This window comes from Nonomuraea mangrovi, assembly GCF_042681425.1.
Classification (GTDB): Bacteria; Actinomycetota; Actinomycetes; order Streptosporangiales; family Streptosporangiaceae; genus Nonomuraea; species Nonomuraea mangrovi.
On the sequence record NZ_JBHUFV010000106.1, the window covers coordinates 22298 to 37322 of the forward strand.

Consider the following 15025-nt stretch of genomic DNA (forward strand, 5'->3'; position numbering starts at 1 on the left):
ATGGCTGACTTCGACCCTGTGACGAAAGCCGTCGTGCCCGCCGCGGGTCTGGGCACCCGGTTCCTCCCGGCGACCAAGGCAACTCCCAAGGAGATGCTGCCGATCGTCGACAAGCCCGCGATCCAGTATGTCGTCGAAGAGGCCGCCTCCGCCGGGCTCCTCGACGTGCTGATGGTGACCGGCAAGAACAAGCGCTCCATCGAGGACCACTTCGACCGCGCGTTCGAGCTGGAAGGGGCCCTTGAGGCCAAGGGCGACGAGGAACGGCTCTCCCAGGTCCTGGAGCCGGCGTCGCTGGCGACCCTGCACTATGTACGGCAGGGCGAGCCCAAGGGACTCGGGCACGCGGTGCTCTGCGCCAAGCAGCACGTCGGCGACCACGCCTTCGCCTGCCTGCTCGGCGACGACCTGATCGACTATCGCGACCAGCTGCTCAAGCGCATGATCGAGGTGCGCGACACCTACGGAGGCAGCGTCGTCGCGTTGATGGAGGTGCCGAAGGAGCAGGTCTCCCTGTACGGCGTCGCCACCATCTCGCCCACCGGCGAGGACGACGTCGTGCGCGTCACCGACCTGGTGGAGAAGCCACCGGCGGAGGAGGCGCCGTCCAACTGGGCGGTCATCGGACGCTACGTGATCGATCCTGCCGTCTTCGAGGTGCTGGAGAACACCCCTCCGGGCCGCGGCGGCGAGATCCAGCTCACCGACGCCCTGCGCACCCTGGCGGGCATGAGCACCTCGGAGGGCGGCCAGGTTCACGGCGTGCTGTTCCGCGGCCGCCGCTACGACACGGGCGACAAGCTCGACTACCTGCGTACCGTCGTGAAGTTCGCGGCCGATCGTGAGGATCTCGCCCCGGAGTTTGTACCGTGGCTGCGTGAGTTCCTCGATGAAATCGGTTGACGCGCACCTGGCCGACATCCTCGCCACGGTGCGCACGCTGGCCCCGCTCGAGCTGGAACTCGAGCGGGCGCTCGGCACGACGCTGGCCGAGGAGGTCTCCTCGCCGGTGCCGCTGCCGCCGTTCGACAACTCGGCGATGGACGGCTACGCCGTCAGGTCCGCCGACGTCGCGGCCGCGCCCGTGACGCTCCCCGTCATCGACGACATCCCGGCGGGCTCGGGCGAGCTGAGGGCGATCGGCCCCGGGCATGCCGTCCGCATCATGACGGGCGCGCCGCTGCCCGCGGGGGCCGACGCGGTCGTGCCCGTGGAGTGGACCGACGCGGGCACCGCGACCGTGCGCGTCGACCGCCCCGTCGCCGAGGGCAATGCCGTACGGCGGGCGGGCGAGGACGTGCAGGCGGGCGAGGTCGTGCTGAAGCCCGGCACCCGCATCGGTGCCGCGCAGCTCGGCATCATCGCGGGCACGGGGCGCCGCAGGGTGTGGGTGCGCCCCCGCCCGCGGGTCGTGGTGCTGTCGACCGGCGCCGAACTGGTCGAGCCGGGCGCGCCGCTCGGCGCGGGCCAAATCTGGGATTCCAACAGCTTCACCCTCACGGCCGCCGTCCGCGAGGCGGGCGGCGACGGCTTCCGCGCGGGCACGGTGACCGACGACCCCGCGGTCTTCCTCGACCAGCTCGACGCCCAGCTCGTGCGCGCCGACGTGGTCATCACCAGCGGCGGCGTGTCCATGGGGGCCTACGAGCCGGTCAAGGAGGCGCTCACCCCGCTCGGGACGGTCCGGTTCGAGCGGGTCGCGATGCAGCCCGGCATGCCGCAGGGCTTCGGCGTGGTCGGCGACGACCAGGTCCCGATCTTCACGCTGCCCGGCAACCCTGTCTCGTCCTACGTGTCGTTCATGCTCTTCGTCAGGCCCGCGCTGCGGAAGATGAGCGGGCTGCCCGCGGGCCCGCCGCCGCTCCACACCGCCCAGGTGCTGTCCGCGCTCAGGTCGCCCGAGGGCAAGCGGTCGTTCCTGCGGGGCGTGCTGGCCGACGACGGCACGGTCGTGACGCCCGTCCACGGGCAGGGATCGCACCAGCTGGCGGCCCTCGCCTCGGCGAACTGCCTGATCGTGGTGCCCGAACAGGTGACCGAGGTGCCCTCGGGAGCCGCTGTACAGGTGATTCGGATATGAGCGAGTTCACACACCTCGACTCCACGGGCGCGGCCCGCATGGTCGACGTCGCGGGCAAGGACGTCTCCGTCCGTACGGCCACCGCCACCGGCAGGGTGGTGCTCTCCGGCGAGGTCGTCACGCTGCTGCGCTCCGGTGAGGTGCCCAAGGGCGACGCGCTCGGCGTGGCGCGCATCGCGGGGATCATGGGGGCGAAGCGGACACCCGACCTGATCCCGCTGTGCCACCCGATCGCGCTCCACGGGGTGTCGGTCACGCTCGACGTGGTCGACCAGGGGGTGGACATCACCTGCGTGGTGAAGACCGCCGACCGCACAGGGGTCGAGATGGAGGCGCTGACCGCGGTGACCGTCGCGGGGCTCGCCCTCATCGACATGGTCAAGGCCGTGGACCCCGCGGCGGTGATCACCGATGTGCGGGTGGAGGAGAAGACGGGCGGGAAGACCGGGGTATGGAGACGTCCTTGATCCGTGCGCTGGTGATCACCGTGTCGAACAGGGCGTCCGCAGGGGTTTACGAGGACAAGTCGGGCCCCTTGCTGGCGTCGTTGCTGACGGCGGAGGGGTGCGAGGTGTCCGGGCCCGTGGTGGTCCCTGACGGCCCTCCGGTGGAGGAGGCGTTGCGAGCGGGGGTGGCCGAGGGATACGCGGTCATCGTCACCACGGGAGGGACCGGGTTGACGCCCCAGGATCTGACGCCGGAGATGACGGCCAAGGTCATTTCTCGCGAAATTCCTGGCATCGCCGAGGCAATACGGCAGGCGAACAGGGAGCGGGTTCCGACGTCGGTCCTGTCGCGAGGGCTGGCGGGACAGGCGGGCTCCACGTTGATCGTGAACCTGCCGGGGTCGTCGGGCGGAGTCCGGGACGGCGTCGCCGTCCTGGGGCCGATCCTGCGGCACGCGGTGGACCAGATCCACGGCGGCGACCACCCGCGCTGAGGCTTCTCACTTGCGGCTTCCAGGGCTCGCTCTCGCGCGTCCTGGAGCCATTTCGTCACGCCGCCTCACCCGGCTTCCACAGGTGTCTCAAGCACCACCGCGGCGTCCTGCCGCCTCCCATGCGCCTCAGCGGTCCCGCGTTCCTGGAGCGCACGCCTTCCGCGCGCCCTCCTCGTGCGGCGCCCCCCGAGAGCCCCGACCCGCGCCCTGCCCGGCAGAGAGACGCCGGCCGTCCCCCCGGATCTCGGGCGCACCTCCTTCCGCCGCCTGGAAGAACCCCAGCTCGCGTCCGGCGTCCGGGCCACCGGTACCCGAGGAGGGTGGCTCCAGGGGGATCCATGGCGGCTTCGCCGGATTCCGGGGGATGATGAGTGATGTGGATCGACTTCGTGGTTGGCCGGCGACCCTGAACGAGGGACCCGTGGGACTGCGCCCCCTCCGCCTGGGGGACGTCCGCGTGTGGCGCGACACCCGCCTGCGCAACGCCGACTGGCTGCGACCGTGGGAGCCGAGCAACCCCGAAACCCCCCTGTTCAGGACGGGTCTCGGGCCGTACCTGTCGATGGTCGCCACCCTGCGCAGAGAGGCGCGTCAGGGGCTCTCCATGCCGTGGGTCGTCACACACGAGGGCAGGTTCGCGGGGCAGCTCACCGTCGGCGCCATCGTCTGGGGCTCGGCTCGCTCCGCCCAGGTCGGCTACTGGATCGACGGCGCGCTCGCCGGACGCGGCATCACACCCACAGCGCTCGCCATGGCCGTCGACCACTGCTTCGTCACCACGGGCCTCCACAGACTCGAGGCGAACATCCGTCCCGAAAATCACGCCAGCCGCAGAGTGGTTGAGAAGCTCGGGTTCAGGGAAGAAGGCATTCGACGGCGTCAGCTCCACATTGATGGGGCCTGGCGTGACCACATCTGCTACGCGCTGACCGTCGAGGACGTGCCTCGCGGGCTGCTCGTACAGTGGCGGCGCGCAGGCTCATCACATGAAGAGGTTTGACGATCTCGCGACACACCGCACCGAATACTCGTCAATTAGTGACACGCGGTCTTACGGTGCGTGACGTGAGCACATCGAAGACGCCAAGAGCACCCATGCGTCTTCGGGCTGCCCTCAGGACCGTTCCTGGGGTTTCCTGGGCCCTTCGTGCGGCTCTTCTTGGCGCTCGGAGGTGGCCGTGAGCAGCGTCTTGCTGTACCTCGCCATCGTGGTGATGTGGTTGTGCGTCCTGGTGCCGATGTGGCTCCGCAGGGACCGTAACAACCTGGCCGAGCTCGAGGAGTTCTACGCGGCCGAGATCACCGGACCGGTTCCGACCATGGCCGCCTCCTCCCCTGTGGAGTCGCAGGACTCCGAGCCCGTCGAGCCGTACGACACGATCAGCGACCTCACGCATCCGCCCGTGGACCTGCGTCACCTTCGCGCGCGCCGTAGAGCGATCATCGTAGCGCGCCGCAGGAGGATGCTGTTCTTCTCGATCCTGCTGACCCTCGCATCCGTGATCACCGCCGCGGTCCAGGTGATCCCCTGGTGGGGGGTGGCGCCCTCCGGCGTGCTCCTCGCGGCCTACCTCACCGTGCTGCGCATCGCCACCCGCGTCGACCGCGAGCGCCGCATGCGCGCCGCCGAGGTCCGCGCGGCCCGCCTGCGCCGCCAGCGCGAACGGCAGCGCGCCGCGAACCTGGCCGCTGAGGAGGCCGAGGCCGAGATCATCGAGTTCCGCACGCCGGACGTGCTGTTCGACCAGTACGCCGACCCGCCCCGCCGCGCGGTGGGGGACTGAGACGGCGGTGGATGGCGCGAGTACCCCTGGAAGTTTGCTAATCTAATCGAGTCCTAGGGGATGTAGCGCAGTCCGGTAGCGCACTTCGTTCGCATCGAAGGGGTCAGGGGTTCGAATCCCCTCATCTCCACCCAGGTCAAAGGCCGCTTCTGAAGATCAGAGGCGGCCTTTTTCGTGCCTGTACAGCAGTTCGGTACAGCAGCGGGAGCCAATGGGAAGCGCCTCCGGCGGGGGAGTCCGGCCCCGAGGTGATTCCTCGTGAGCATGCCGCTCGGTCTGTGGCTGGGCTTGATCACCTCGCCCGCCATCGCCCCAGGCAAACCCAGCAGACCGGCTCCGCCGATGCAAGTCCGGTCCCTGAGGTAGGTGAGTTCGTGCAGACGATGAGGCCGGGCTTGTGTCTCTGTCCCCGGCCCGCTGCCGCTCCGCGGTGGGACGGCGGCGAACGAGGTGATCAAGGGGTGGATACGGCAAGGGCCGCCTTCCACCCGTCGGTCCCCAGCCGCTGCAGGCGGGACCGCATTCCTTCCACCTGGGAACGGGTGTCCGGCTTGCCCTGCGCCTGCACGATCTCTCGCCCGCATTGGTCGCTCCGCCGTGGCCGGCAGCGCCACCGCCTGCTCCCGCCGGCCGCGCAAGACAGGCAACGGCGATGGCGCATCCTCTGGATCACGAGGGTCGAGGCGGGGCAGCTTTTCGACGTCCTCACCGTCGTGATCGGCGAACAACGTCAGGGTCTCCTGGGTGATGGCCTATCGCCGGACCTGCTCCTCGGCCTCAGTCGGCCGCGTTCGCAGCTCATCCACCTGCCGCAACGCGGACCTCTCGGCCCGAGCCGAGCGTTCCAACAGCGACGTCACCATCGACTCCCTGAAGCGAAAGTAGTCACTCACGTGTTGTGACGGAGGTCACTATGCGACTTAGTAATCGGTACCGTATCGTTTACTAAGTGACCGACAACGTACTCGTCGCCGGCGCCGGCCCCACAGGGCTGGCCCTGGCCATCCACCTGACGCTCCACCACATCCCGGTTCGCGTCATCGACGGCGCCCCGGGCCCAGCCACCACCTCTCGCGCTCTAGGCCTGCAGCCGCGCGGCGTCGAGGTCCTGGAACGCATTGGCGCGCTGGGCGACCTGCGGGAGAGGTCGCAGACCATGCTCAACATGTCCTACAACGAAGGATCACAGACCGTGCTGCGGTTGCACGTCGGCCAGGCCGCCGCCAGCATGCCGAAGCAAACGCTGCTGATCTCACAGGCCGAGATCGAAGGCACGCTGCGGCAACGGCTGCGTGAACTCGGCGGCGCCGTCGAGTGGGATACGCGATTGGTCGGAGCCCGGCAGGACGGCGCGGGCGTCACCGTCACCACCCAGGCAGCCGACGGCACGCAACAGCACATCGAGACTGCCTGGCTGGTGGGCTGTGACGGCGCGCACAGCGTCGTGCGCAAACTCGCCGGTATCGGCTTTCCCGGGCGCAAACTCATTCAAGACCTGCTGATGGTCGATGTGAAAGCCATCTGGCCCTACGACAGGAACGGCAGCACGACATGGATGGACACCGGTCACATGCTGTCGGTGACCGCACTGCCCGACGACACCTGGCGGGTGTTCTCAGAACCATCGGCGCCACCACCGGACGACCTGTCAGAAAGCGAGATCACCGATCGCGTGCTGCAGGAGTTCTCCCGCCGCAGCGGAATCGGACTCGACACGGTCACCGAGGTCAAATGGGCCTCGGAGTTCAGGATCCACCGCCGTCTCGCCGACAGCTACAAGCGCGGGAGGATCTTGCTGGCGGGGGACGCGGCGCACATCCAGAGCCCCACGGGCGGGCAGGGTCAGAACACCGGGCTCGGCGACGCGGAGAATCTTGCCTGGAAGCTGGTGCTGGTCGCCGACGGTCGTGCCGACCGGCGACTGCTGGACACCTACGAGGGTGAACGGCGCCCGCTGGCAGACAAAGTCCTGAGGGCCACGAGTACGGCGGTGGGCATCATGCTGCCGGACACGCGGTGGAAGCGGCTGGTGCGCGACAAGGTGGTCCTACCGGCTGTCCGCCTGCCTGCCGTACAGCGGAAGCTTTTGCAGGTCTCATCTCAGCTGGGTATCAGCTATCGAGGCGGGCCGCTGGCCCCGCGTTCGCACGGCTCGGGACCGCGCCCTGGCGACCGGATGCCGGACATCCGGTGCCGCCGTCGCGACGGTGGTGAGACCACGCTCCACGCCGCGATCGGGGGTCGTTGGGCCGTCCTGGCGGGCGATGAGGATGAGGCAGCCCGGCACGCCGAGGCGGCGGCGGCCCAGCTGGGCGCCGACATGGTCATAGCTCTCATCACGGTCAACAAGGATGTGCGCGATGTGGTGTTGATCCGCCCGGACGGGCACATCGGTTGGCGTGGCCGCCCGGCACCAGACAAACTGACGGCATGGCTGAATCAGGTGCTGTGGCCAGCGTAGAACGCCACGGCCGCCCACGCGACCCAGGTAACGACGCCGCCATTCTGGAGGCCGCGCTCGACCTGCTGATCGAGCGCGGCGCCGCGGGCACCAGCATCGAGGCCGTCGCCCAGCGCGCCGGTGTGGCCAAGCTGACTGTGTACCGGCGCTGGCGTTCCAAGGACGACCTGCTGATGGCCGCGCTCGAACACGCCCGCGGCGCCGACCTGGACGCGCCACCGGCCGGGCAGAGCGTAGACGAGCTGGTCAGCTCCATCGCCGAACTCCTCAGCCAGCCCCGGTTCCGCACGTTGATGGCCCGGGTGATCGGAGCCTCGGTCGACTACCCGGACCTGGTGACCGCCTACCGCGCGCGATACCTGCAGCCGCGGCTGGACACCCTGCCTGAGATCGCCCGGCGGGCCATCAACGCCGGTCAGCTGCCTGGGGAGACCGATCCCGGCGTCATCAGCGACATCCTGTCCAGCGCGATCGGGTTCGTCCTGTTGCATCAAGAGGAGATGACCGCGGCGGAGATCGAGGGCCGGCTGCGGGGCCTGCTCCGGCACATCGGCTACCAGGCCGTTCCGACCTAGCCGGATTCCGGCTTCGATCCGGATTTCCGGGCGGGTGCGGTGCGCATCGTGCGGGAGACAGGAAAGCCGATAGCGCAGCTCGCAAAGCATCTGGGCATCAATGCGGGCACGCTGGCCAACTGGGTGCAGATGGACCGGCTTGCCCGCGAGCAGGACACCAACGGTGGTGAGCCGGCCGAGTCGGAGCGGGAGGAACTCGCCAGCCTGCGCAGGCAGCGGACTGAATGGGCCAAGGAACGCGCCGAGCTGGAGATGGAGCGGGATGTCCTCGAACGCTCGGTGGAACGCCGGCCGGCAGGCGCGGACGAGATTCAGGGCCGCCAAGCTCAGAAGACGCACTATTCAGGTCACGGGGCCGTGCTCGCTAAGCGCACGTGTGCGCAGGCGCCGGCGGGCGTTACAGCGTGCCTCCGGCGGGGGCGCTCTGGCTCCGGGCAGGCCGAGATCCTTGCGGGGGTTGGTTCGGGTTGCGGTGGAGGCCTGCCCGTATGCCAGATGTGTGGTTGCGCTGGTGCATGCTCACAGCCCACGTTCGCGCATGAACTTCTCCGGATCTAGAAAGTACTCAGAAGCGACACTCGTAGCCTTGACGACAACGGGGTCCTCAAGTGAAGCGGGCCATATTTGAAGATAGTGGTCATCGACGGCGTCATCCGAGCCCTCCAGATCCATGCCCTTGACGTGATACCGAATACGGTAAGTTCCAGGCCCGGCCGGGAGAGGCGGAAGGGGGCACATCACAGCCTCGTCGAAGGTGAACCCCGTCATTTCCACTTCGCCCGACATGGACACGTAGCCAATTTCCACGATGTCTTCGTAACCAGCGAGATCCGCTCCGGGATCCCGGTCGGCAATGGTCACAGTGAAGTCGGCCGGGCCCCACTGATGAGTGATCTGAAGATCCACACACCCCTGCTCGACTTTGACGAATCCAATGGACTGTGCCGGTGCATCGACATATCCGCCGGATTCCTTATCCAACAGGTGGGCGACACCACAGTCCTGAACTTCAACTGTCAGGCGTACGGTCTGGACCTCGTTGTTGCTCATGAGTCGGAAGCGTAGAGGTCGCCACCGACAAGATCGTTGGAGTCCCACGAGTCAGCCCTGCGCCAAGGCCGTGATCGGCTGAGCGCCCTGCCCTAGCCGGCTTTGTTCAGCCCCGCAAGCTGCGGCCGGTCAGGTTCTGCGCGAGATGACCATGATGTATTCGCAGGGGGCGTTCGTTCGGTTGGCGAAGCCGTGGTCCGCGTCGGCCTGGAAGAACAGGGAGTCGCCTGTGTTCAGGGTCTCGCTGATCCCGCCGATCGCAACGGTGAGGGTGCCGTCGAGCACCACGAGTTGTTTCTCCGTACCCGGCGGATACGCGGGCAGCAGCCCGGTAGAGACCTGCGCGGGGAGGTAGTGGACGACTATCTCGGCTCCTCCCGCGCCCGGGGCCGCTGACACCATGTGCCGCTCGAAGCCGGTTTCCGGGTCACGGAAAACGGGGCGATCGTTCTTGCGCATGACAATGGCCACACCGGACGCGGCAGCAGCCGGCGCGCCGATCAGGTCCGAGAGTGACGCGTCGAGCGCGTGGGCGATCTTAGACGCGACGCCGATCGTCGGGCTCTTCTCGCCGCGTTCGACCTTGGACAGCATCGCCCGGCTCACCGACGACTGTGTGGACAGCTGCTCCAGCGTCAGGCCCGCCTCCTCGCGGCGTCGCCGCACGTTACCGCCGAACGCGCCGGCCAGGTCGTCACCGTGCTGTGGTTCGGCCGTGTTTCCGTCTTGCTGGACCACCGTGCTCCTCGATCGATGGGTACCTCGCTGCGCACAGTGTAGGGTTTCTCCTAAAGAAGATAGAGTCTTCTATCGGAGACACGCGATCGACGGAGGTTCCATGCGTTTGATCTCAAGTGGCCAGCACCATGCCACGTTCGAATTCGGCGATCTGCAGGTGATCTCGTTGCGAGACGGGTACATCGACATGCCGCCGACACGGCTCCGCGACGAGGATGGGCGCACGCTCGATGAGCTGCCAGCCGTCGTCCCGCTGGCCGGCGACAACTTGCGGCTGTCGGTCAACGCCTTCTTCGTCACCGACGGCACGCGGTCGGTTCTCATCGACACCGGCGCGTCCAACGCCTGGCACGACCCCACCATGGGATTGATCTACGATGCGCTCGACGAAGCGGGAATCGACCGCGCGCATGTCACCGATGTGGCCATCACCCACAAGCACGAAGACCACGTGAGCGGCCTGATCGCGCCGGACGGTTCAGAGGCGTTCACCGAACTCGAGCGCGTGTGGATCGGCGCGGGCGACACCTCGGTGTTCACGGGGCGGCTCGAGCCGATCCGCGACCGGGTCGTACCCGTGTCGGAGAAGGTCGCGATCAACGACTGGACCACCGCGATCCCGACACCGGGCCACACACCTGGTCACACCGTCTATGACGTCAGGAGCGGCACCGGCCACCTTCTCGTCTGGGGCGACACCGTTCACGTTCCCACGCTCCAATTCGATCAGCCGAACGTGTCCTGGGAGCTCGACGGCAACCAGTCCCAGGCCCGCGCCGCGCGAGCGGCCCTCCTCGAACAACTGACCCAACCACACCACTTCGTAGCCGGCGCCCACCTCGACTCACCCGGCATCGCCCGTGTAACCCCCTCCGGCGACGGATATGCGCTGGAATACCTCGCACCACCGATCGGCTGATCGAGCCTGTCGGCTCCGGGCCACGCTCGCGATGGCCGCCAAGGAGGGCAAGCTCGTCTGGCCCGGCTGGTCGCCCACGAACTCGACCACCTGGACGGCCGCCTCTACACCAGCTGCATGCGCGACGGCCTCCAGCCCATCCCGGTCGAGGAATGCCGTCGCCGTGACCCGTGCGGCCTCGATCGCGACGGCGACCCTGGAGGCGTCGGCGCGTCGCAGGTGGCGTTCATGACGTCGGTGCAGCGCGAGTCGTAGTGGCCGCTGACCACGTAGGCCCGGGCGGCCTGGCGCGCCTCGAGCGCGAGGCCGCCAGGCACAGAAGACGTCAGTAGTGACAGATCCGACAGACGATCCGATCCGGCGCCGGCACGCTGGAAGCATGCGCTGAGCTCATGTTTAAGGCCACTGAAAGATCGGTTCTTAACGTTTCCGCGTGGGCAACCCCAACCGCAAGGAGTGACATGAGGTTAATCGCAGCTATCGCCGCCACGATGGTGCTCGCCTCCTCCCCGGCCGCGGCCGAACCTGAGGAGAGCGACAGGGAGATCCCCCTGGCGCACCTCGAATACACGACCGGTCTCACCGTGAGCTTCTCCGACAGCCAGCCCTCCAACGAAGTGGGGATGTCCCAGCTCGGGATCATCGACCGCGCGCCACTCATCGCCTGGGAGCGGAGCAACAGCTACCTGCAGACCTACCTGGAGATCACCCCGCCCGACGTGCCAGTGCCCCAGCGCCTCGTCGATGACCACGGCACCGACCTCCCCGCCGAGCTGCAGCGGCGGCGGATCACCAGCGAGCCGGTCACCGTACGCGGCCTGACCGCTCCGGCCGGCGCCGTGCTCTCCGCCTCGTGCACCGCCGAACACTGGGGCTGGCACCTCTGGCACGACAACGCCCAGGCCGGCCTGGCTCCCAAGTCGTACACCACCCTCGACTTCGGTGGTTTCAAGGAGCGTCGCGCGGAGAGCTTCATCTTCAACTGCCTGCCGGTCGGCTCGCCGAGTCACCTGTGGGCCCGGCACCGGCTGTACTACTGGAACGGCACCAGTTGGTGGAAGCAGGCGGACGAGAAGGTCGGCCCTGGGCTTCAGGCGGAAGAGGTCAAGGGCAAGGTCAAGCTCCACCGCAAGGTCACCTATGACGACGGCTGGGGGTCCAGCCCTAACTGCCTCAGTGGGGCTTGCAAGTACACCCGTGAGGGACGTTTCACCAGCTGACGGGTGACCGGTCGCCTGCGGAAGGCTCAGCTGCCCCAGCCTGGCTGTGCCCGGCTGGGGTTTCTGCGCTGTGCGCCGCCGGCGACCCGAACCCCGGCCGTTCAGCCGCGCCCAGCAGCAGGCCATCCACAGCGCCGCCGACTACCAGCAGCCGCTCACCGAAGCCGAGGCCACCCTGCTGCTGTCGGTCATCTGATGCGGCCGCTCCCCGCAATACGCCGCCTTCCGCGAGCAGCACCTCGAGCTCGAACGCGAGCGGGGACCCGTTCGCCGAGCCGCCCTGGTGGCGTCACCCTCGACGCCTGGGTGCCGCGCAGGATGGTCGTGGGCACCGGGAGGTGAGGGGTAAGGCGGTGCGGAGTCGCGGTGCCATGGCGCGGACGCTCTCGGGAGAGGGCGGCAACAACGCGACGCTATGCGCGCGCATCGCGGTTGCATAGCCGAAATATCAACCGTGGCGGCGAAGCTCATCTCACACCGACCGACACGGAGGAACACGCGATGGAAGCCCGGATGAAGAACCCCGCCACGATCATCCCCGCCGCCCAGAAGCCGATCATGGAGCTGATGAAGGCCGCCCAGTCCGGTGGGCTCTCCCACGAGCTCGCGGAGATGATCCACCTGCGGGTCAGCCAGATCAACGGCTGCAGCTTCTGCGTCGACGCCGGCTACAAGAGCCTGCGCAAGCTGGGCGAGAGCGACGAGCGCATCGGCCTGGTCGTCGCCTGGCGCGAGACGCCGTACTACACCGACGCCGAGCGGGCCGCCCTCGCGCTGGCCGAGGCCGCGACCCGGCTGGCCGACCGCGCCGACGCCGTCCCCGACGAGGTGTGGGACGACGCGGCCGACCACTTCGACGAGCGGCAGCTGGCCTCGATCCTGCTGATCACCGCCACCACGAACCTCTTCAACCGCCTCAACGCCCCCATCCGGCAGATCGCCGGCACCTGGTAAGGACCATCCACCATGTCTGTCGTCCGCACACACTCCTACTCGGTGGCCGAGTCCGACCTGGAGGAGTTCCTCGCCCGCCGCGGCTCGCTGATCGCCACCGTGCGCGAGGGGCACCCGGGCCTCACCCACGCGGTGCTGATCCGGCTCGATGACGGTACCTACACCGACACCTGGCACTGGGAGAGCGCGAAGGAGCTCGGCGCCGCGTTGGCCGCCATCGCCACCTTCCACGAGGCGCCGCTGACCATGGCGCTCACCAAGGACGCCACCGCGCAGAGCGGTGAGGTCGTCGATGAGCGCTGACAGCCACTGAGGACCCTGAACGGGAGGCCGGTCCCACGTCCGTCTCCCAGGCGCGCGTCAGCATCTTCGTCGGCACGCGGATGCCCTCCTGGCCGAGGACACCTACTCCGGGGAGACGCTTGAGCTCCTCCTCAGAGACACCCGCGGTTCTCGCCGCTTCGAGGACAAAGCGCACCACATAGGGGGTGTAGATCCTTTTGTCATGCTTAGTACCCCTAGGGTAGGCATTGGCGGATTCGGATCCGCTCGTGGCGCGTTCTGGTCTCATCGTCGGCGCACCGCGATCCATACCGTTGTTCACAACGGCGACAAGGAGAGCGGAGACATCGTGCCGACCGCGAAGATGATCATCTGTCCGGTCAGTGACCTCACCAAGGCCAAGGAGGTGTTCACCCCGCTCATCGGGGTCGAGCCCTCCGTGGACGAGGTCTACTACGTCGGCTACCGGACCGGCGATCAGGAGATCGGCTTGAACCCCCGCGGACATCGGCAGGGTATGGCGGAGCCGGTCTGCTATTGGAAGGTCGAGAACATCCAGCAGACCCTGCGGCGCCTCCTCGTCACCGGGGCCGTTCTGCGGCAGGACGTCACCGACGTCGGCGGCGGCCGCCTGGTGGCCACCGTTGCCGATGCCGACGGCAACGACCTCGGCCTCCTGCAGGACCAGTGAGCACCGCGCTCGCGAGCAGTTTCACCGGCCCGGCCGGGCACATGACCACCCATGCACCACATAACCACCCATACACAAGGAGTAAGACATGAAGGCACACGTCAGCTCGATCCTTCTTGGCGTCCGGGACATGGACCGGGCCAAGCAGTTCTACACCGAGGGGCTCGGCTGGAAGATCAAGAGCGACTTCGGCATCTCGGTGTTCTTCGAATCGGACGGCGCCTCGCCTGTCGGCTTCTACGGCCGCGAAGGCCTGGCCGCCCAGGTGGGCACGGACCAGGAAGGCAGCGGCTTCAGCGGACTGGTTCTGACCTACGTCGTCCGCAGTGAGGCGCGGGTCGACGAGATCATGGCGGAGGCCGAGAAGGCCGGCGCCACGGTCCTCAAGCCCGCCGGCGCTCTGCCGTGGGGCGGGTACGGCGGCACCTTCGCCGACCCGGACGGCTACATCTGGAGTCTCGGCTACAGCGCCCAAGGAGCCGACCAGCCCTACGCGGAGTAGCCGCGATCTTTGTCTCACAGCCGTCCGGAACGGCGGGCGCGTGTCGCTGCCGTACCGGACAGCTGTGACCCCGGGTGCGGGAAGCGGGAGCGGCGATCGGAGCCGGGCGGGCGGGATCCGCGGTGAACCGGCAGGACAAACAGGAGAAGATCATGAAGTTTCGGGCCTACGTCGAGCCACCTGAGCCCATGCGGGGTCTGGAAGTTCCGTCCGAGGTGGTAGCAGCGCTCGGCGGGGGCACGCGGCCGCCGGTGACGATCACAGTCAACGGGCATTCCTGGAAGAGCCGGGTCGCCCTCCTGCGCGGCCGCCACTTGCTCGGCCTCAGCAATGCCAACCGGCGGGCCGCGGGTGTTGCGATCGGCGACGAGGTCGAGGTCGAACTGGAGCTCGACACCGAGCCGCGCGTCGTTGTCGAGCCAGAGGACTTCGCCCGCGCCCTGGACGACGACCCCGTCGCCCGCGCCGCGTACGACAAACTTGCGTACAGCCACAAGCGCGAGCACGTGCATGCAATCGAGAGCGCGAAGAAGCCCGAGACACGTCGGCGGCGTATCGAGAAGGCCATCTCCACCCTGCGGGGCTGAACCAGAAACCTGAACTGGTGAAGGAACCGGGCCGCAGCCTCCGTTCACCTGCGTGTGATCGTCCGAGAGGCCGCGGGTGCCGAGCTCCTGTACGGCAGGCTTTACACATATCTCGGCAGGACCCGGGGCTGTCTGATAGAGGCACAGTCGACCTGGTCGCGGATTGGCCGATGGCTGCCGCTGGGCGGAGGGCATCGCGCTCGAGGGGACGCCGAAGCGGCCAGGCAGGTTCTGCGGCAGCT

At 68.0% G+C, this 15025-nt stretch carries 19 protein-coding genes, 1 tRNA gene and 1 pseudogene; 19 read left to right on the forward strand and 2 right to left on the reverse strand.

Annotated elements, in window-relative coordinates:
- The 10 genes and pseudogenes from galU to ACFSKW_RS53810 form a co-directional block, all read left to right on the forward strand.
- Complete coding sequence (gene galU, locus ACFSKW_RS53765; RefSeq protein WP_379583498.1) at positions 1-903, forward strand: UTP--glucose-1-phosphate uridylyltransferase GalU; 903 nt, start codon at positions 1-3, stop codon at positions 901-903.
- A complete protein-coding gene (glp, locus tag ACFSKW_RS53770; RefSeq protein WP_379583500.1) occupies positions 890-2080 on the forward strand; it encodes a molybdotransferase-like divisome protein Glp in 1191 nt (396 codons plus the stop codon). The genes galU and glp overlap by 14 nt, the downstream gene beginning before the upstream one ends.
- On the forward strand, positions 2077-2547 hold the full coding sequence (gene moaC / locus ACFSKW_RS53775; protein WP_379583502.1) for a cyclic pyranopterin monophosphate synthase MoaC: 471 nt from the start codon (positions 2077-2079) through the stop codon (positions 2545-2547). Before glp ends, moaC begins: the two co-directional genes overlap by 4 nt.
- Positions 2532-3020 carry a MogA/MoaB family molybdenum cofactor biosynthesis protein gene (locus ACFSKW_RS53780; protein ID WP_379583504.1) on the forward strand — a complete coding sequence of 163 codons (489 nt, stop codon included), beginning with the start codon at positions 2532-2534 and terminating at the stop codon, positions 3018-3020. The genes moaC and ACFSKW_RS53780 overlap by 16 nt, the downstream gene beginning before the upstream one ends.
- A gap of 367 nt (positions 3021-3387) precedes the next feature.
- Positions 3388-4020 carry a GNAT family N-acetyltransferase gene (locus tag ACFSKW_RS53785; protein WP_379583774.1) on the forward strand — a complete coding sequence of 211 codons (633 nt, stop codon included), beginning with the start codon at positions 3388-3390 and terminating at the stop codon, positions 4018-4020.
- 178 nt (positions 4021-4198) lie between these two features.
- Positions 4199-4804 carry a divisome protein SepX/GlpR gene (gene sepX / locus ACFSKW_RS53790; RefSeq protein ID WP_379583506.1) on the forward strand — a complete coding sequence of 202 codons (606 nt, stop codon included), beginning with the start codon at positions 4199-4201 and terminating at the stop codon, positions 4802-4804.
- Between the two features lie 56 nt (positions 4805-4860).
- A tRNA-Ala gene (locus tag ACFSKW_RS53795) sits at positions 4861-4934 on the forward strand.
- Positions 4935-5753: 819 nt separating this feature from the next.
- Complete coding sequence (locus ACFSKW_RS53800; protein WP_379583508.1) at positions 5754-7265, forward strand: FAD-dependent monooxygenase; 1512 nt, start codon at positions 5754-5756, stop codon at positions 7263-7265.
- Complete coding sequence (locus tag ACFSKW_RS53805; RefSeq protein ID WP_379583510.1) at positions 7253-7840, forward strand: TetR/AcrR family transcriptional regulator; 588 nt, start codon at positions 7253-7255, stop codon at positions 7838-7840. The genes ACFSKW_RS53800 and ACFSKW_RS53805 overlap by 13 nt, the downstream gene beginning before the upstream one ends.
- A gap of 24 nt (positions 7841-7864) precedes the next feature.
- A pseudogene (locus tag ACFSKW_RS53810) lies at positions 7865-8398 on the forward strand (transposase); the annotation flags it as partial.
- On the opposite strand, the gene ACFSKW_RS53815 reads toward ACFSKW_RS53810, so the two are convergent.
- Both ACFSKW_RS53815 and ACFSKW_RS53820 read right to left on the reverse strand, forming a co-directional pair.
- Complete coding sequence (locus ACFSKW_RS53815) at positions 8360-8890, reverse strand: hypothetical protein (protein ID WP_379583512.1); 531 nt, start codon at positions 8888-8890, stop codon at positions 8360-8362. The pseudogene ACFSKW_RS53810 and the gene ACFSKW_RS53815 sit on opposite strands and share 39 nt — an antisense overlap.
- Positions 8891-9019: 129 nt before the next feature.
- On the reverse strand, positions 9020-9628 hold the full coding sequence (locus ACFSKW_RS53820; protein WP_379583514.1) for a helix-turn-helix domain-containing protein: 609 nt from the start codon (positions 9626-9628) through the stop codon (positions 9020-9022).
- A 100-nt stretch (positions 9629-9728) separates the two neighbouring features.
- On the opposite strand from ACFSKW_RS53820, the gene ACFSKW_RS53825 reads away from it, so the two are divergent.
- The 9 genes from ACFSKW_RS53825 to ACFSKW_RS53865 all read left to right on the forward strand — a co-directional run bounded on the left by ACFSKW_RS53825 (position 9729) and on the right by ACFSKW_RS53865 (position 14783).
- The gene (locus ACFSKW_RS53825; protein WP_379583516.1) at positions 9729-10547 is read left to right on the forward strand and encodes an MBL fold metallo-hydrolase; all 819 of its coding nucleotides are present in this window, start codon (positions 9729-9731) and stop codon (positions 10545-10547) included.
- Positions 10548-10664: 117 nt separating this feature from the next.
- Positions 10665-10802 carry a hypothetical protein gene (locus tag ACFSKW_RS53830; RefSeq protein WP_379583518.1) on the forward strand — a complete coding sequence of 46 codons (138 nt, stop codon included), beginning with the start codon at positions 10665-10667 and terminating at the stop codon, positions 10800-10802.
- 206 nt (positions 10803-11008) lie between these two features.
- Entirely contained in the window at positions 11009-11767 is a 759-nt protein-coding gene (locus ACFSKW_RS53835; RefSeq protein WP_379583520.1) for a hypothetical protein, read from the forward strand.
- 70 nt (positions 11768-11837) lie between these two features.
- A complete protein-coding gene (locus ACFSKW_RS53840; protein ID WP_379583522.1) occupies positions 11838-11963 on the forward strand; it encodes a hypothetical protein in 126 nt (41 codons plus the stop codon).
- 305 nt (positions 11964-12268) lie between these two features.
- The gene (locus ACFSKW_RS53845) at positions 12269-12721 is read left to right on the forward strand and encodes a carboxymuconolactone decarboxylase family protein (RefSeq protein WP_379583524.1); all 453 of its coding nucleotides are present in this window, start codon (positions 12269-12271) and stop codon (positions 12719-12721) included.
- Between the two features lie 12 nt (positions 12722-12733).
- Positions 12734-13024: a hypothetical protein gene (locus tag ACFSKW_RS53850; protein ID WP_379583526.1), complete on the forward strand. Its 291-nt coding sequence runs from the start codon at positions 12734-12736 to the stop codon at positions 13022-13024.
- A 328-nt stretch (positions 13025-13352) separates the two neighbouring features.
- Positions 13353-13694: a VOC family protein gene (locus ACFSKW_RS53855; RefSeq protein WP_379583528.1), complete on the forward strand. Its 342-nt coding sequence runs from the start codon at positions 13353-13355 to the stop codon at positions 13692-13694.
- Between the two features lie 88 nt (positions 13695-13782).
- Positions 13783-14196 carry a VOC family protein gene (locus ACFSKW_RS53860; protein WP_379583530.1) on the forward strand — a complete coding sequence of 138 codons (414 nt, stop codon included), beginning with the start codon at positions 13783-13785 and terminating at the stop codon, positions 14194-14196.
- 122 nt (positions 14197-14318) lie between these two features.
- Complete coding sequence (locus ACFSKW_RS53865; protein ID WP_379583532.1) at positions 14319-14783, forward strand: YdeI/OmpD-associated family protein; 465 nt, start codon at positions 14319-14321, stop codon at positions 14781-14783.
- Positions 14784-15025 lie beyond the last annotated feature (242 nt).